17 protein-coding genes and 1 riboswitch are annotated in these 16,955 nt (G+C 64.1%); of the genes, 10 read left to right on the top strand and 7 right to left on the bottom strand.

Going from position 1 to position 16,955, the window contains the following annotated elements; genetic code table 11:
- Positions 1-5: 5 nt before the first annotated feature.
- Positions 6-1,001, bottom strand: a complete 996-nt coding sequence (hpnA, locus tag HNO79_RS03445; protein ID WP_010513721.1) for a hopanoid-associated sugar epimerase — start codon at positions 999-1,001, stop codon at positions 6-8.
- Between the two features lie 194 nt (positions 1,002-1,195).
- On the opposite strand from hpnA, the gene HNO79_RS03440 reads away from it, so the two are divergent.
- Together HNO79_RS03440 and HNO79_RS03435 are read left to right on the top strand one after the other, a co-directional pair.
- Positions 1,196-2,272, top strand: coding sequence for a lysylphosphatidylglycerol synthase domain-containing protein (locus HNO79_RS03440; RefSeq protein ID WP_010513720.1), 1,077 nt, complete (start codon positions 1,196-1,198; stop codon positions 2,270-2,272).
- 46 nt (positions 2,273-2,318) lie between these two features.
- The gene (locus HNO79_RS03435; RefSeq protein ID WP_214164706.1) at positions 2,319-3,221 is read left to right on the top strand and encodes a prephenate dehydrogenase/arogenate dehydrogenase family protein; all 903 of its coding nucleotides are present in this window, start codon (positions 2,319-2,321) and stop codon (positions 3,219-3,221) included.
- A gap of 85 nt (positions 3,222-3,306) precedes the next feature.
- Here the strand turns inward: HNO79_RS03435 and pyk are convergent, their stop codons facing one another.
- The 4 genes from pyk to HNO79_RS03415 are packed head-to-tail and all read right to left on the bottom strand — an operon-like array spanning position 3,307 to position 6,991.
- Positions 3,307-4,746 carry a pyruvate kinase gene (gene pyk, locus HNO79_RS03430; protein WP_244987407.1) on the bottom strand — a complete coding sequence of 480 codons (1,440 nt, stop codon included), beginning with the start codon at positions 4,744-4,746 and terminating at the stop codon, positions 3,307-3,309.
- A 29-nt stretch (positions 4,747-4,775) separates the two neighbouring features.
- The gene (locus tag HNO79_RS03425; protein ID WP_214164704.1) at positions 4,776-5,768 is read right to left on the bottom strand and encodes an SH3 domain-containing protein; all 993 of its coding nucleotides are present in this window, start codon (positions 5,766-5,768) and stop codon (positions 4,776-4,778) included.
- 15 nt (positions 5,769-5,783) lie between these two features.
- Positions 5,784-6,170 carry a DsrE family protein gene (locus HNO79_RS03420; protein WP_200410180.1) on the bottom strand — a complete coding sequence of 129 codons (387 nt, stop codon included), beginning with the start codon at positions 6,168-6,170 and terminating at the stop codon, positions 5,784-5,786.
- Complete coding sequence (locus HNO79_RS03415; protein WP_048856045.1) at positions 6,167-6,991, bottom strand: HesA/MoeB/ThiF family protein; 825 nt, start codon at positions 6,989-6,991, stop codon at positions 6,167-6,169. Before HNO79_RS03415 ends, HNO79_RS03420 begins: the two co-directional genes overlap by 4 nt.
- A 198-nt stretch (positions 6,992-7,189) precedes the next feature.
- Between HNO79_RS03415 and HNO79_RS03410 the strand changes: the two genes are divergently transcribed.
- Positions 7,190-7,813 (top strand): DUF2939 domain-containing protein, encoded by a 624-nt coding sequence (locus HNO79_RS03410; RefSeq protein WP_010513713.1) that lies wholly within the window; start codon positions 7,190-7,192, stop codon positions 7,811-7,813.
- A 48-nt stretch (positions 7,814-7,861) separates the two neighbouring features.
- Here the strand turns inward: HNO79_RS03410 and HNO79_RS03405 are convergent, their stop codons facing one another.
- Entirely contained in the window at positions 7,862-8,089 is a 228-nt protein-coding gene (locus tag HNO79_RS03405; RefSeq protein WP_010513711.1) for a DUF3126 family protein, read from the bottom strand.
- Between the two features lie 291 nt (positions 8,090-8,380).
- Here HNO79_RS03405 and HNO79_RS03400 point away from each other — a divergent pair, with 291 nt between their 5' ends.
- Positions 8,381-8,908 (top strand): hypothetical protein, encoded by a 528-nt coding sequence (locus HNO79_RS03400; protein WP_042658790.1) that lies wholly within the window; start codon positions 8,381-8,383, stop codon positions 8,906-8,908.
- Here the strand turns inward: HNO79_RS03400 and HNO79_RS03395 are convergent.
- Positions 8,880-10,760, bottom strand: coding sequence for a hypothetical protein (locus HNO79_RS03395; protein ID WP_010513709.1), 1,881 nt, complete (start codon positions 10,758-10,760; stop codon positions 8,880-8,882). The two genes, HNO79_RS03400 and HNO79_RS03395, sit on opposite strands and share 29 nt — an antisense overlap.
- 298 nt (positions 10,761-11,058) lie before the next feature.
- Here HNO79_RS03395 and HNO79_RS03390 point away from each other — a divergent pair, with 298 nt between their 5' ends.
- The 6 genes from HNO79_RS03390 to HNO79_RS03365 all read left to right on the top strand — a co-directional run bounded on the left by HNO79_RS03390 (position 11,059) and on the right by HNO79_RS03365 (position 16,864).
- Positions 11,059-11,949, top strand: a complete 891-nt coding sequence (locus tag HNO79_RS03390) for an MIP/aquaporin family protein (RefSeq protein WP_200410182.1) — start codon at positions 11,059-11,061, stop codon at positions 11,947-11,949.
- A 106-nt stretch (positions 11,950-12,055) separates the two neighbouring features.
- A riboswitch (FMN riboswitch) is annotated at positions 12,056-12,218 on the top strand.
- Positions 12,219-12,347: 129 nt separating this feature from the next.
- The gene (gene ribD / locus HNO79_RS03385; RefSeq protein WP_214164703.1) at positions 12,348-13,352 is read left to right on the top strand and encodes a bifunctional diaminohydroxyphosphoribosylaminopyrimidine deaminase/5-amino-6-(5-phosphoribosylamino)uracil reductase RibD; all 1,005 of its coding nucleotides are present in this window, start codon (positions 12,348-12,350) and stop codon (positions 13,350-13,352) included.
- A 2-nt stretch (positions 13,353-13,354) separates the two neighbouring features.
- Positions 13,355-13,972 (top strand): riboflavin synthase, encoded by a 618-nt coding sequence (locus HNO79_RS03380; RefSeq protein WP_214164702.1) that lies wholly within the window; start codon positions 13,355-13,357, stop codon positions 13,970-13,972.
- A complete protein-coding gene (gene ribB, locus HNO79_RS03375; protein ID WP_214164721.1) occupies positions 13,972-15,222 on the top strand; it encodes a 3,4-dihydroxy-2-butanone-4-phosphate synthase in 1,251 nt (416 codons plus the stop codon). The genes HNO79_RS03380 and ribB overlap by 1 nt, the downstream gene beginning before the upstream one ends.
- Positions 15,223-15,288: 66 nt before the next feature.
- Positions 15,289-15,774, top strand: coding sequence for a 6,7-dimethyl-8-ribityllumazine synthase (gene ribH / locus HNO79_RS03370; protein WP_048856051.1), 486 nt, complete (start codon positions 15,289-15,291; stop codon positions 15,772-15,774).
- Between the two features lie 79 nt (positions 15,775-15,853).
- Positions 15,854-16,864, top strand: coding sequence for a lysylphosphatidylglycerol synthase domain-containing protein (locus tag HNO79_RS03365; RefSeq protein ID WP_048856052.1), 1,011 nt, complete (start codon positions 15,854-15,856; stop codon positions 16,862-16,864).
- Positions 16,865-16,955 lie beyond the last annotated feature (91 nt).

Below are 16,955 nucleotides of genomic sequence, written 5' to 3'. Positions count from 1 at the left end.
GGTCCTCAATCCAGCATTCCGTGCTGACGGAACCAGTCGATCGCATCCTTCACCGCGTCCCGCGCGGGACGGGGGGCATAGCCCAGTTCCCGGATTGCCTTGTCAGAGGAAAAGAACATCTTCTTGTGCGACATGGCCAGCATTTCGGTCGTCACCCGTGGCGCGATGCCAAATGCACGGGACAGCCATTCGCTGGCCACGGCCACGGGCCAGATCACGGCCTGCGGCAGGCTTATCCGCGGCGGGGCGACACCGGCGAGTTCGGCCGTCATGGCGAACAGGTCGCGCAGCAGGTAATTCTGGCCACCCAGAATGTATTTTTCCCCGATCCGCCCGCGCTCCAGCGCCAGCGCATGCCCCTCGGCCACGTCATCCACGTGCACGATGTTGACACCGGTATCGACATAGGCCGGCATGCGGCCCGCCGCGCAGTCCAGGATCATCTGCCCCGTGGGCGTGGGCTTGATGTCGCGCGGGCCCACGGGCGTGGACGGGTTCACGATCACGGCAGGCAGCGCGCGTTCATGCACCAGGCGCAGGACTTCCTGCTCGGCACGGTATTTGGAACGTTTGTAGATGCCGATCACGCCATGTTCATGAACCGGCGTTTCCTCATCCGAAATCGTGCCGTCACCAATCAGGCCAAGGGCCGCGACGGACGAACAGTAGACAATCCGCTCCACCCCCGCCTTCTGCGCCGCCAGCATCAGCGCGCGCGTGCCTTCCACATTGGCGATCATCATGGGCACCGGGTCGGGAACCCACAGCCGGTAATCCGCCGCCACATGGAATACGTAGCGGCAGCCTTTCACCGCCGCGTCGAAACTGTCGGGGCTGGACAGATCCCCTTCCACCAGTTCGGCGGGCAGGTCACGCAGGTTGGTCAGGTCGCTTCCCTTGCGTACCATGAGCCGGAGGGTATGGCCACGCTCCACCAGATTACGGGCAACGGCGGAGCCGACAAAACCGGTCGCACCGGTTACAAGGGTTGGGGCAGTCATGGTCTGAACGATCGCTCCGTCAGGGGACAGAATTCACGATTGCGATTACGGACTCGCAACCAGCGGGCGTTCCATTTATCCCGACACCTCCCGGTGGCGCCAGACCCTGCTGTAGTGTAAGTCAGGCACAACCGGCCACTGAGGCATGAATTTTACCCGGTGTCCCGACGCCAACAGACCAAGACGGATCTTTTTTGAGAAAGCTCACCATCCTGCTGGCCATCCTTGGCCTGGCCCTGCTGACTGGCTGCACCGCGTGGCTTGGCGCGGGTTCGGTCATGAAGGCCATCGTCTCCATCGGGTTTGCCGGCTTCATGGCGACCGTCATGGCCCAGCTTGCAGTTGATGCAATACTGGGTCTTGCATGGCACGCAGCTTGTCGGGACATTCCGTTCGTGCAGTTGCTGGTTTCGCGCATGATCCGTGACGCCGCCGCCTCCTGCCTGCCGTTTTCGCAGCTGGGCGGCATGGTGCTGGGCATCCGCGCCACGTGTTCGAGCGATCTGTTCGCCGGGACGAAGGGCCGCCATATCGATGGCAGCGAAGCCGCCTGCGCCAATCTGGTGGACATCACTACGGAGGTGATGGGCCAGATCCTGTTCATCCTGACCGCCGTGGTGTGCCTGGTGGCCCATCAGCAGTCCAGCCCGTTCGCCCGGCCGGTCATGATCGGCCTTGTGCTGCTGAGCATGGGCATCGCGGGCTTTGTCTATACCCAGCGCCGTGGCGGCGACCTGCTCAAGCGCGCGGGCAAGATGCTGGGGAACAACATGGCCGCCCAGTGGCAGGACGCGATGCTGAGCAGCGCCGACAGCATACAGGAACGCTTCGACGCCATCTGGTCCCACCCCAGCCGCATCGTGCAGGGCGCACTGCTGCATTACGTGGGCTGGCTGGGCAGTGCGGCCACGATCTGGGTGGCCTACTACTTCCTTGGCGCGCATCTGGGCTTCAGCGGCGCCATCGCGATCGAGGGCGTAGCCTGCGGCATCATGTCCGTGTCATTCCTGGTGCCAGCCGGACTGGGGGTGCAGGAAGCCGCCTATATCGCCCTTGGCTCGGCCTTCGGCATCGCGCCGTCCGTCTCGCTGGGGCTGTCGCTGCTGCGCCGCGGGCGTGAACTGGTGATCGGCATTCCCATGCTGCTGCTGTGGCAGGGAATGGAAATGCGCGCCCTGCGCCGCCGCTCCACACAGGCGGACACCGCGCCGGCGGTTGCCCCCGTGTCCATCCACGACCCCGCGCCGCCCACGGACATCACGCGGGATTGATCTCCCGCGCCCCTGTGAAACCCAGAGCCAGACAGACAGCCCCACCATGACGGACCAACCCGTGCCCCTGTTCGATACGCTGGTCATTATCGGCCCCGGCCTGATCGGGTCTTCCATCCTGCGGCGCGGCATGGAAGACCGGCGCATCGCACGTCGGCTGGTGGCCTGTGACATAAGCCCCGAGGTCCGCGCCCGCGTGACCGAACTGGGCATTGCCGACCGGGTCGAATCCGACCCCGCCACCGCCGCACGGGATGCGGACTGCGTGATCATATGCGTGCCGGTGGGCGCGATCGCCATGGTTGCAGCCCAGGTCATGCCGGTCATGAAAAAGGGGGCGATCCTGAGCGAGGTCGGATCGGTCAAGACCACAGTCATGGAAGCCATGACGCCACTGCTGGCGCAGTATCCCGATATTGCCTTCATTCCCGCGCACCCCATGGCGGGCACCGAGTTTTCCGGCCCTGATGCCGGGTTCGCCACCCTGTTCGAGGACCGGTGGTGCCTGCTGACCCCGCCCGGACATACCCCGACCGACGCCATCAGGCGCGTTACGGAATTATGGGAAATGATGGGCGCACGCGTGCGCAGCATGACCGTTGACCACCATGACCGCGTCTGCGCCATTGTCAGCCACCTGCCACACCTGCTGGCCTTCACCATATGCGGCACGGCGGATGACCTGGCCGATGAAACGCGATCGGAAGTGCTGGATTTCGCGGCATCAGGCTTTCGGGATTTCACTCGCATCGCGGCGTCCGACCCGACCATGTGGCGCGACATCTTCCTGAACAACCGCGAGGCGCTGCTGGACATGCTCGACCGTTTCATCGCGGATGCGCAGGCCATGGGTGACGCCATCCGCACCGGCGATGAAGACGTGATCGTCAGCCGCATCAAGCGCGGCCGAGCCATCCGGCGCAGCCTGATTGAAAACCGACAGGCCTGAAAACGGTTTTTCAAAAGATGGAGGTTTCCGGCTGCCGCCTTTTTTCAGACAAGGCGGCGTTTCAGGACGCTTTCTGAAAAAAGCTTCAGCTAACGGTGGCAATCCGCAGCGTATTGGTGCTGCCCGCCACCCCGAATGGCAGTCCGGCCACGATCACCACCGCGTCTCCCACCACGCCATAGCCATCGCCCTTGGTCACCGCCAGCGCCTGATCCACCACGCTTTCGATATTATGGACGGGGGCTTCCTGCCCGACCGAGACCGCCTGCACACCCCACGCCACCGCCAGCCTGCGGGCGATGTCATCGGTCGGCGTCAGGCCAAGGATGGGACAGCCCGGCCGTTCCCGCGCAATGCGCAGCGCCGTGCGGCCCGACAGCGTGAAGGCCACCACGGCGGCGGCATCAAGGGTGGCGGAAATCTGCCGGGCGGCGGCGGCAATCGCGCCGGGCACATCATGGTCGGGGTCGGGGCTGGAGGTTTCCATCTGGCGACGCCAGACCTCGTCTTCCTCTACCCTGCGCACGATCCGGTCCATGATGGCGACGGCTTCACGCGGATATGACCCCACCGCCGTTTCGGCCGACAGCATGACGGCATCCGCCCCGTCAAACACGGCCGTCGCCACGTCGGACGCCTCCGCGCGGGTAGGAGTGGGGGCGGACACCATGCTTTCCAGCATCTGGGTCGCCACCACGACGGGGCGACCAAGCTGCCGGGCAACACGGATGATGCGCTTCTGCGCCAGCGGCACACGTTCAGGAGGCAATTCGACACCCAGGTCGCCACGCGCCACCATCACCGCGTCCGACAGGGCGACGATTTCGTGCAGGTTGTCCATGGCCTGCGGCTTTTCCAGCTTGGTCATGATCCATGCCCGGCCAGCAGCCAGTTTCCGGGCTTCGCGCACGTCTGCGGGGCGCTGCACAAAGGACAGGCCGACATATTCGATGCCAAGGTCCAGCGCAAAGGCCATATCCACCCGGTCCTTGTCCGTCAGCGCGGGAATGGGCAGAACCACATCGGGCACGTTGACCCCCTTGTGATCCGACAGCGGACCACCCAGCACGACCTCCGTCAAAAGGAAATCATCGCCACGCCCGCACACCCGCAACGCCAGCCGCCCGTCGTCAAGCAGCAGGGTGCTGCCCTCGGCGGCGGCGGCAATGATTTCGGGATGCGGCAGGCAGACCCGGGTCTCGTTCCCCGGTGTGGGATCAAGGTCCAGCCGGAACCGTGCACCAGCACTCAGCTGCACCTTCCCATTGGAAAAATGGCCTACGCGCAGTTTTGGCCCCTGCACGTCGGCCAGAATGCCAATGGGGCGGCCCAGTTCGGCCTCGACATCACGGATCACGGCATGGCGGGCCGCATGGTCGGCATGGGTGCCGTGGGAAAAATTGAGCCGGAATACATCCACCCCCGCCACAGCCAGCGCACGGATGGTCGCGTGATCTGACGTGGCCGGACCCAGGGTTGACACGATCTTGGTCCGGCGCAGGGCGCGATAGGGGGTATCCGGCATTTTCTTCTCCAGCCTGTTTCCATCAGTCATCAGGAGGGGGATATGACCTCCTGCGGCAACAGCCCCCACATCGTGCTGCGTTCCAGCCAGCCGCTGTACTGCTTGACAGATACCTTACACCACGACGTTCCCGCCTGACACTGGCGCACGGTGCCCACCACGCCGGGGCGCAGCACGGCCACGACGGATGATGTCGGGCTGGCATCCGAACGCAGCATGACCGCACCCTTTATGTCCGCCGCATCAGCCACATCCGCCACGTGGCCGACAATGCGCGTATCCGCCCGGCCGATCACATCGGTTTCCTTGGCGGTGGGCTGGCCTGCCTGCTGGGCATCGCCCTGTGGGGGCAGTCCCGGAATGACAAACGTGCGGGTTCCCACCAGGGTTGCCTGATGGACCCAGCCCTTCTGGCCATCCGAATCCTCCACCAGGCGCCAGACATCGAACTCACGCTCGATTTTCACCGGCAGGCCGCGACGGTGGTACACCCAGTCAATGGGATAGCGCTGGCCCGGCCCGGTGCGCAGGTTGACCTCATCCGCACGAAATGCGGCAAAGCGCGGCAGCGGCAGGCCGGTCACGCTGCCCTTGGTGTTATCCACCGGCGCAAGCGTCGCAGGTGGTGTATCAGGCGCGGAAGCCGCCGTCGCATGCGCAGGCGGCGCAGGCTGCTGTGCACTACCGGCAACGGCAGCCGCCCCCGCGCCGGTCGCGGCCCCTGCCGCCGCACCGGCCACGGCAGCGGCATGGTGGTGGCGGTGCCCCCCTGCCGCGTGGGCTTTCTTCTCTTTACCCGCATGGGCATGGGAGGACGCCGTGCCCAGGGATGTCGTGCCGGCCGCTGTCTTGCCATGGTGGGCGTGATGGTGCGTCGTGGCCTGCGCCACGGCACGATCCATATGCCCCCCACCCATAAGCAGAACCGCCGCACAGGCTGTCAGATACCCCCACCGCACGGGGGCGCGGGACGGCACACGGGCCGGTCGCGCAAGGAATTCATGCCGCACGCACTGCGCCATCGTGTTCTCTGATCCTTACAGGGTTATGATCTGCCGCCCCCGGGCGGCTTCAAGAAAAGCGGGCACACCCGCCACCTGCACGCCAGGCAGCAGGCGGTCCGCCGGAAGATCGCACAGTTTCAGCGCTGCTTCACAGGCCATAAGTGTCGCATCCAGTTCAATTACCGCATCGCGCAACGTATCCATGCCCGCGACCCCACGCGCGCGCACCAATGCATCATCACCCGCATCATGCAGCCCGCTCCAGTCACGCGCCAGCGCATGCACCCCGCGTCCCGCCGCGAACATGATGACGGGACGGCCAATGGCCAGCGCGCCTGCCGCCATTACGAACGCATAATGCGCACGGGCATATGCGCCATCATATAACAGGATAGCCAGCGCCCCGTCGTCACGCATCATGATGCCGTCCCTTCCGGCACCCCGCAGGCCACGGGGGCTGCGTCACGGTGGGCGGACAGGTCGTGAATGGCCGGATGCGCACCACACAGCGCGCAGTCAGGATCAGCCGGCAGGGTAATGGTATGGAAACGCATGGCCAGCGCGTCCCACACCAGCAGCCGTCCGGCAAGGCTTTCGCCGATCTGCAGGATTTCCTTCAGCGCCTCGGTCGCCTGCAACGTACCCATCACCCCTGTCACCGCGCCGAACACGCCCGCTTCGGCGCAGGACGGCACCGTGCCCGCGGGCGGGGCTTCGGGATACAGGCAGCGATAGCATGGACCGCCCGGGCGGAACGTGGACAGCTGTCCCTCGAACCGCAGCACGGCGGCGGAGATCAGGGTCCGTCGTTCCAGCGCGCAGGCATCCGCCACAAGGTAGCGGGTGGCGAAATTATCGCAGCCATCACATACAATGTCATAGTCACGCACCAGCGCGCGGGCGTTGTCGGCTGTCATCCGGGCGTTATGACAATCGACCCGTGTTCCCGGATTGATCGCATGCATGGCGCGGGCGGCCGACTCGACTTTCGGCTGACCGATCCGGTCGGTCACGTGGGCGATCTGGCGCTGCAGGTTGGACAGTTCGACCACATCGTCATCCACCAGCCCGATCCGCCCGACACCCGCGGCGGCAAGATAGAGTGCGACGGGAGAACCCAGCCCCCCCGCGCCGACAATCAGAACACTGGCCTTTTTCAAGGCGTCCTGCCCCGTTCCACCAACTTCGGGCAGGAGAATGTGGCGCGCGTAGCGCTGAATTTCGTCTTCGGAAAAATTCATCTCTGCCTCCTGCCCCGACCGGTCGCGCATCCATGGCGGATACACCGCGCCCGATGCGGGATGCAGCCGGATGCGCCGGACATCAGATCACGATTACGTGATAATTTCTTCAACCAATCATGAAACCAATGCATGCCGGATATGTTTCCAGTATAGTCCAATAACAGCCGTGAAACCATCTGGGGGGAGTATAAATCAATGTCTTATCTTTCCCGCATGGAAATTCCCGACAGCATCGCCACCCTGCGCCGCCAGCAGGCGCGCTGGGTCTGCGCGGGCACGCTGGCGGCGGCCACAACGCTGTACGCCACGTCACCGTTCTTCACGCTGTGGTCCATCACGTCGGCCATCCGCACGCATGACATGGGCAGCCTGAATACCTGTCTCAAATGGGAATCGGTGCGCAACGGGCTGAAGACGCAGGCGGTCGATACCCTGCTTGGTCCCCAGCACGCGGATGACGAACTGCCGGAATTCGGCTCATCCTTCGCGTCATCCGCCATGTCGAACGCCATTGACGAGGAAGTGCGCCCAGACAAGCTGGGCATGCTGGTGGATCATCTTCTGCCACATGAACAGCCAGGCGCGCCGCAGACCCTGTTTGGCCTGATGCGGCATGTGCACATGCATTTCACCCATCCGGGCGTGTTCGAGGCAAGCGTGATCATGCCAGGGCATGAAAACGAAACACCGCTGCGCCTGCAGATGCGCATCCATGCCTTCCAGTGGAAGATCCATCGCGTGGACCTGCCCGCCCCCAGGCACGACCCGCTGGTCGAGGCATCGGCAGGGCCCGTGCCCCAGCCACTTACCCAGCCCTGACACGCAGGCCCGGGCGGAAGGCTGCTTCCGCCATGGACCGTGAGGAAATTACTTCGGCGCGGGGAGATCTTCTTCCAGAACGGTCATGTGGACGGCGTAGGACACTTCGCCTTCGTCCTCGTCACGGTGGACCGTACCCACCACTTCACCATTGACCGCCAGTTCAACGGACAGACCGGCACGCGGCGGTGCATTGACCGTCAGCCCCGGCGAACCCAGCAGACGGCGCAGGCAGACCTGAAGACGCGAAATTTCGGAAGAGGACATGGCAGCCATGAAACGTATGTTCTCCAAAATGGCAGGACCCGCCAGAAATAGGATCAGGGCCGGATATGGCCCGGTGGTCAACGCGCGTGGCAGGTCCGGTCAGGATCGCGCGGCTGCCCCGCTACAGCGCGGGCATCGCCGCAGGCTATAGGCACATGTGTGCGCCCCTGCAACCGCGTGCCCATGATTTTCCCCAACGCCGCCGCGCCCCTGCCACGTTTCCCCGGTTCCATGACCATACCGCAACACCAGTAAGAAGGGAGAACAAAGACCATGCGCCTACGATCTTTTCCCCGGCTGATGCTGCTTGTGGCCCTGCTTGCTCCCCCCATCGGGCTGACAGCTCTTGCCGCCAGCCTGCCACAGCCCGGCACGATCACCGAAACCAGCCTGGATCTGAACGCGCGCAGCCTGTCACGCCAGATCCATGAAGATGGCGCGGAGGCCACGGTCAGGACACTGGACACGCATCGGGCATGGCCGCGCCTGCGCCGTGCCGTGGCGGCGGGATGGGGAGGGTGGATCGAACTGGTGCCCGACCTGATCGCCCATACGGATGACGCGACCACGCGCCAGCTGCGCACTGCCCTGCGTCAGGCGTTGCCACGTAATCCGCATGCCGTCCTGTCGGTTCTGGACCCCGGCAACGGGCCGCTGCTGGGGGCGGGGGCACTGTGCACCCCGCATGGCATGCCCGCCCGCTGGACCCGTGACAGCATTCACGCCATCAGCGCCGAACATGACATTCACCTGACCCATCAGGTCAATGACTGCCTGGCTGCACTGTCAGCCAGTGCGGCTACTGGAACGGCAAATAGCGGAACGTGACGTAAATGGTGTTCCCCCCGGTGGTGGGGGACGCCCCGTCTCCGCCCTTATAGGCGAATTTGCGCAGGTAGGTGTACTGCACGCCCGTCATCACCGCACCATAGCCGCCCTGCAGCACATGCCACCAGCCGCCCACCGTCAGGTCGGCCAGGGTATGGGTCTGGGCATCACAGCTGCCGCCGGTGATCATTTCCACATTACAGCTGCTCAGGGCCAGGTCATTCACACCATAGCCATACTGGTTGCCATCCGTACCGGTATAGGTGCGCCGCCCGGCATGCTCCACGCCGCCATACAGATAAACCAGCAGGTCGGGTGTCGGATGCCCGATCAGCCCCATGCTGCCGATGATTTCAGGAATGGGCGCGGGCGTGCCATTGGCCTTGAACGTGGCGTCGGGCAGCATGCCGGGGCCATAGCGGCCAATGCCCTCACCCGCCAGCACATTGCCGGTAAACTGCAGGAAACGTGGAATGACATGCACCGTCACGTCACCGCCGACGCCCCCCGCAAACGACACCCGTTCACGGATCGGACCGCCATTGGCTGATTGCGACATGGCCTTGAACCAGCGCGCGAGGCCGTAAATTTCGTAATGCGCGGGCTTGGTGTCCAGCGCGCCCTTCAGCACGATGTCCGGCGCGACATCCATGCTGTATTTGGCATTGGGGTTGAGCATGCCGGCACCTGCATTGCTATAGAGCAGGTGCGTACCGGACTGGAGGGTATTATTGATCAGCATGGGATGGTCGCCACCGCCTGCACACGTGTCATTCGTGGAATCAACATCCGAGCAGCTTCCCGACGCGGCGTAAGCCACCTGCGGTGCCTCCAGCGACAGCCCCAGCCACCATTTGCGACCGAAATCCTTGATGAAGCGGATCTGCGGCACGCGGGTAAACACGATACCCGGTATCTGATTGTTATCGACCACCGGCGGCAGCTGTTCATGACGTGACAGCAGGCCCTGCGTATAACCCGTGGTCAGGCTCCATGCCTGCCCCGCCAGCACGTGGAACCCCCATTTCGTGTTGCTGTAGGTCATGTACGCCTGCCGGATTCGCGGCGTGTAGCTATTGGTCTGGTAACTGTTGGCAGTGCCCGCGGCCCCACCGAAATCGGTTTCGATATAGCCCGACAGGGTCTCGTCCTTGGTGGGCGATCCCTGCAGCAGCACGCTCAGGCGCGTCAGCTGCGCGGACGGGCGATATTCGCCCGTATGGGCGTTGGGACTGTTGGCATAGGGGAAGCTGCCCCAGCTTGTGGCAGGTCCGCTGGTCAGGTTCTTGCTGCGGTAGATGTTCGAGAAATCAATAAATCCACCCAGCCGCACCGATACCCCGCCAATGCGGAAAATGGGCGGCAGGCTGTCCACGCCCGTCTGGGTAATGGCCAGCGGGCTGGAGGAATCAAGGTCGAGCCGGGGCTGGGTGGGGACGATGGATTCCGTCATGGTGTTTTCGGCCGCGGCGGCCGCCTGCGCGTCATCCGACAGGGTCGGGCCGCCAATGGTCAGGCGCGACAGGTCGGGCATGGCCGTGATCTGACCCATCGTACTGGTGCCGGATGCCCCCCCGCCCGACGGGTGGCCGCCAGACCGCAGCGTGCGCCCGGCCACGACATGCTGGCTGCCATGCGTCATGCCGTGATGGGCTTCCAGTTGTTCGACCTTGGCTTCCAGCCGCCGCATTTCAGCGTGCAGGGCGCGGATTTCCGCCATGTCATCCGCACGGGCACCCTCGGATACGACCATGCCACCCAGCATGACCACCAGCCCGCCCAGCAGCAGGCGCGGCCGACGCACCCCGTCGGGATGACAGGAACCACGATCCACTTTCCAACAGTAATCCATCAGTCTGGCGTGTCTGCCCCTGAACATACGGTTAATAAAAAACCACCTGTCCGCGCCCGACGCATGTACTGATGATGAATACAGTAACAAACGGACGCGGCAGATAAAAAACCACTCCCTTTCCTTATCCGGCATACGCCGGATGGAATAGAGGAATGGCCTGCACCCTATATAGAAAAAACGTTCAACTGCTATGCATTAACTATTCTCATGCACGGCATATATTCGCATGATTGCGTTTATTCCACACCATTCCTTCCCTTAACTCAAGACCTCGACATGGCTGAATGAAGGAGTAATGGACATGACCGCACCCCGGCAGCCCGGTTCCCGCCCCATTGAGGACCGGCCACTCGCCGGGTCGCCCCACCCCGACCATCCCTTCCACTGGAAGCTGTATGGCTGCGAACTGGTGGCCACGGTGGCGCTCATGATCTGCGGAATCGTGTCCGTCACGGTCCTGACCACGCCCTATACCGCTATTGGCCGGGTCCTTGGTCCCCACCCCATCGTGCAGACGGCGCTGTGCGGGCTGTTTTTCGGGCTGTCGGGCACGGTCGCGGCTTTCACCCCGTTCGGGCGCGTCAGCGGGGCGCATGTCAGTCCCTCCGTCTCGCTGGCGTTCAGCCTGGCGGGACGGCTGGGGATCGTGGACCTGTGCGGGTATGTGGCGGCCCAGATGGCGGGGGCGTGTCTTGCCACCGTGCTGCTGGCGGCACTCGGGCATGTCCTGCCCGGATGGGGACGGATGGTGCAGGCATCCGCCTATGCCGCGACCGTTCCCTTCTCCGGGGTTGCCATCGTCTGGCCGCTGGTGACCGAAGTGGTGCTGACGGCCCTGCTGGTGCTGATGCTGTGCTATCTGGCGGGGCATCCGGTCCTGAAATGGCTGACGCCATGGGCGGGTGGCCTGTTCTTCCTGTTCTGCAACCCGGTTTCCGCATGGCTGTCGGGCAACAGTTCCAACCTTGCGCGCAGCTTCGGCCCCGCCGTCGTGGCGGGACAGTGGGAGTCGTTCTGGATTTACGCGCTGGGGCCGTTCACGGGGGCTGCGCTGGCGATATGGCTGATCCGCTCCCGGCTTCTGGGCCGGATCGAGGTGGAAGAGGCACGGCTGGTCAATTTCGGCCATCATGGCCGCATTCCTTCCCTGCTGCATCCGGGACGCCACAGGGAAGACAACATCTGAAATCACGCTAACTTACCGTGGTTATCCATCGCCGCACTTGCAATTCGTTAAAATCATTCCCAAGATCATCTTACTGAATACGAATCGGGCCAGCCGCCCGGTTCGCAGGCGTTCTCAGGGCGGGGCGAAATTCCCCACCGGCGGTGTTTGTTCCCTGTAACAGGGGCATAAGTCCGCGAGCGCCCGGCTGCAGTACATGCGGGCGGGGTCAAGCAGATCCGGTGCAATTCCGGAACCGACGGTTACAGTCCGGATGAAAGAGAACGGAAACTATGCTCCTGCCTTCCGTGCGTGAAGGCAGGCTAATGGTTTTACGCGCCCTGGGTCCGTCCGGATGGATGGAGTACTGTGTTTTGGACGCGTTGCCACAGGGTGTCATACCCCCTTCAGGCCCAGACATGCCCCCTGCCATCGCGCAGGCCTTTCGCGCGGCGGTGAACGAGGCCGCCCGCCATGTGGGCGCGACCGCCCCCAATCCGCCGGTGGGCTGTACCCTGCTGGACCGTGATGGCGCCATCCTGGCGGTGGGTGGCCATCACCGCGCCGGAACCCCCCATGCCGAAATACAGGCCATAAACCAGTGCCGTGAGCGCGGCCTGCTGGATCGCGCCCATACGGCGGTCGTCACACTGGAACCGTGCAACCATACCGGTCGCACCGGCCCGTGTTCGCAGGCGCTGCTGGCGACACCGGTCCGCGATGTCTGGATCGGCGTGCGCGACCCCAACCCCCATGTCGAAGGGGGCGGGGCGGACCACCTGCGCCAGCATGGCTGCGATGTGCACGTCCTGCACCCCACGGGTCCGCAGGGCGAAATACAGGCCATGTGCCGCAGCCTTCTGGCCCCTTTCGCCCACTTCATGCGTACGGGCCAGCCATGGATCACGGTCAAGCAGGCACTCGACGCCACGGGATCCATGGTGCCACCGGCGGGCCGCACCACCTTTACCTCCGCCGCGTCGCTGGACCTTGCGCACCGCCTGCGTCGCGCGACGGATGCGGTGATTACTACCGGCAGCACCATCCGCGCCGACAATCCGGGCCTGAACGTGCGCCGGGTGACCGACCACCCGGAGCGCGCGCCGCGTGTGCTGGCTGTTTGCACCCGGACGGGGGAAGTCGACGCCGCCTACCTGCAGGCCGCGCAGGACCGTGGCTTTGCGGTGCAGGTCTGTACCGACATCGCGGCCCTGCCCGACATGCTGGGTCAGGCCGGGGTTACGTGGGCCATGGTGGAAGCCGGGCCGCAGCTTCTGGCGGAAATCACGGCGCGGAACCTGTGGCACGACTGGCTGGCCATTACTGCAGGCCATGGTGGCACCGATCATTACAGCATACGCGTGCGGGAGGGGGACGTGACGCCACTGCACCTGTTTCCCGAACTGGCCGCAGTGAAGGAGTAAGCATGTTTTCCGGCATTATCGAACATCAGGGCCGCATTACCGCCGCACGCCGGCTGGACCGGGACCTGGACATAACCGTGGCCACCGGCATTCCCGACCTGACCATGGGCGAAAGCATCGCCGTCAATGGCGTGTGCCTGACGGTCACGTCGTTCGATGCGGCGGGCACGGCCACGTTCTTCATCAGTTCGGAAACGCTGGACCGCACGGCGCTGGGCCGGCTTGCGTCAGGCCACACCGTCAACCTTGAACGCGCGGTCACTCCCACCACCCGCCTGTCGGGCCATATCGTGCAGGGGCATGTGGATGGAACGGGACGGCTTGCGGCGGTGCGACAGGAAGGGGAGGCCCGTCACATCACCTTCACCATACCGGCCCGCCTGCGCCGCTATCTGGTGGAAAAGGGGTCGATCACGATCGACGGCATCAGCCTGACGCTGAACGATGTCGGTGCGCCGGGCGAAGGGGGCTGTGACGCGGATGAATTCCGCATCGCCCTGATGATCATCCCCCACACCTGGGACCATACGACCCTTGGCACCCTGCAGGCAGGGGACCCCGTGAATATCGAAGTCGATGTCATCGCAAAATATGTGGAGAGCGTATGTCAGTATCGTTGATGCCCCCGGCACTGGCACAGGCCGTTGCCACCATCCGCCGGGGCGGGATGATCATCCTTGTGGATGACGAGGACCGCGAGAACGAAGGCGACCTGGTCATGGCCGCCGAACTCATGACGCCGGATGCCATGAATTTCATGGTCACGCATGCGCGTGGACTGGTGTGCATGCCCATGTCGCCCGAACGCGTTGCGCAGCTCAACCTGCCCATGATGACACAGGTGAACACCTGCCCGCGCGGCACGGCCTTTACCGTATCGATCGAAGCGCGTGAGGGTGTCACCACCGGCATTTCGGCTGCCGACCGCGCCGAAACCGTGCTGGTGGCCGCAGCACCCGACGCGAAGCCTGCGGACCTGGTTTCCCCCGGGCATATCTTCCCGCTGCGCGCGGTGCCGGGCGGGACGGTGGCGCGCCCCGGCCATACCGAGGCATCGGTGGACCTTGCCCGCATGGCGGGCCTGATCCCGGCCGCCGTGATCTGCGAGATCATGAACGAGGACGGTACCATGGCCCGCATGGACGACCTGCGTCCCTACGCCACGCGCCACGGGCTGCAGATCCTGTCGATTGCGGAACTGGCGAAATGGCTGGAGGCCAACCCGCTGAACACCGTGCCCGACGCGCCACCCGCCATCGAACAGGTTGCCCGCGCCCACCTGCCCAGCCGCTTTGGCGGCCCGGACATGATGATCCATGCCTTCCGCGCGCCCGACGGGACGGAACATGTCGCCATGGTCAAGGGGCAGCCCGACCGCGCGGGCGCTGTCCCGCTGGTGCGGCTACATTCGGAATGCGTGACGGGCGATGCGCTGGGGTCGCTGCGATGCGACTGCGGCGCGCAGCTTCAGGGCGCGCTGGAACAGATCGGACAGGCGGAATCCGGCGTTCTGGTCTATGTGCGCGGGCATGAAGGGCGTGGCATCGGCCTTGCCAACAAGATCCGCGCCTATGCCCTGCAGGATGAGGGGCTGGACACGGTGGATGCCAACCACCGGCTGGGTTTCCAGACCGATGCGCGTGACTGGCAGGCGGCATCCGACATCCTGCGCGCGCTGGGGGTAAAGCGGCTCGACCTGCTGACCAACAACCCTGACAAGGTGCGTGCGCTGGAACGCCATGGCTTTGACGTACGTGAACGCATCACCCTTGCGGTGGAACCCAACCCCTTCAACCGGGCCTATCTGGAAGCCAAGCGCACCCGGATGGGGCATGCCCTGTGCGAACCCGCAACAGCCGACGCGCACTGAGAAAAGTTTTTTATCAACAGGTTATTTTCATACACTCTCTACACCTTAAAACGGAAAACGCCGGATATGAGCACCAACATCCCCTCCACCCCCGCACAGCTTGAGTTCGCCCACGCGCCGCGCATCGCCATCGTGGTCAGCCGTTTCAATGAAAACGTGACCCACGGGCTGCGTGATGGCGCGCTGGCATGGCTGGAGGAACACGCCATTTCCATGCGACCGGACGATGTCATGTATGCGCCCGGGGCATATGAACTGCCGCTGCTGGCACAGACACTGGCACGCACCGGGCGGTATGACGGGGTGGTATGCCTTGGCTGCGTGATCAAGGGCGATACCGCGCATTTCGAATTCATAAGCCTGGGCACCGCCGTGGGCCTGCAGCAGGCGACTCTGAACACCGAAGTGCCGATCGCCTTTGGCGTGCTGACCACCTATACCGACGAACAGGCCGTGGTCCGTTCGCGCGACGACGTGCACAACAAGGGCCGCGAAGCGGTCGCCGCCTGTGTTGAAAGTATCGCATTGCTTCAGAAAATCAGAGGCTGTTAAGATAGACAGAGGACCGGTTAAGTGGCTGAAAACAGCCTTTTAATGGTCCTGTTTCAGGGACTGCGGACAGGGATGGCGAATGCGGCAGCTTACCTTCATCGCCGGGGCATTCGGTATCGGCCTGACGATATGGATGCTGGGGCGTTTTGGTCTGCATGACATCCTGCGGCTGATTGCGGCCGGCGGGTGGAGCATCCCTGCCATCATCATTTTCCATGCAAGCCAGGTCTGTGTCTCGGCGCAGGCATGGCGAACGCTGGCCCAGACCGGGCGCGCGCCGCTGGCCTTCATGGATTTTTTCGCCCTGCGCTGCGCGCGCGAAGGGATCAACAACCTGCTGCCGGTGGCCCAGGTGGGCGGTGAAGTCATTACCACCCGCCTCATGGCCCGGCGCGAGAACATGGGCATAAAGCGCGCCGCTGCCGCGACGATCTGCGACCTGACGATCGAACTGCTCAGCCAGGTCACCTTCACGCTGATCGGGCTTGGGGTGCTATTCTGTCTGGTCAACCGGTCGCATGTGACGGATGAATTGATGGAAAGCGCCGGGGCCGCCGTCCTGCTGGGCGCCGTGTTCTTTGGCAGCCAGTATCTGGGCGCCATTTCCCTTGTGGAAAAACTGCTGGTGCGCATCGCGTCCCATCTGGGATGGGACGGGGTGGATGACATCCGCGGCCTGCATGCCGAAATCATCGCCCTTTACCGCACGCATGAAAATTCGCTGCGCGCGGGCGCGTTGCAGCTGCTGGGCTGGTCGCTCGGCACGTTCGAGGTTTTCCTTGTGCTCAAGGCCATGGGGCATCCGCTTTCGCTTGCTGACAGTTTTGTGATCGAAAGCGTGGGACAGGCGGCAAAGTCGGCAGGCTTCGCCGTACCCGGCGCGCTGGGCGTGTCGGAGGGGGGATATATCATCATCGGGGGGCTGTTCGGCCTGTCGCCGCAGATGGGGATCGCGCTGTCGCTCATCAAGCGCCTGCGGGAGATTGCATGGGGCCTGCCGTCGCTCGTGGCATGGCAGGTCATGGAAATACGCTGGATCCGTCCCGCCCCGTCCACCGCAGGGGAAGCGCACCTGCCCGGTCAGTCATGATGCCCGCGCCATGCGCGGTCACGTCGTGTGACAAAGAACCACCTTGCATCGGGACCGCATCATGGGCCAAACCGGGCCTCTTCACCGACTG

The organism is Komagataeibacter oboediens (genome assembly GCF_018491655.1).
Lineage (GTDB): Bacteria > Pseudomonadota > Alphaproteobacteria > Acetobacterales > Acetobacteraceae > Komagataeibacter > Komagataeibacter oboediens.
Note: the sequence above shows the minus strand (reverse complement) of the source record. Positions and strands in the feature narration are given on the sequence as shown.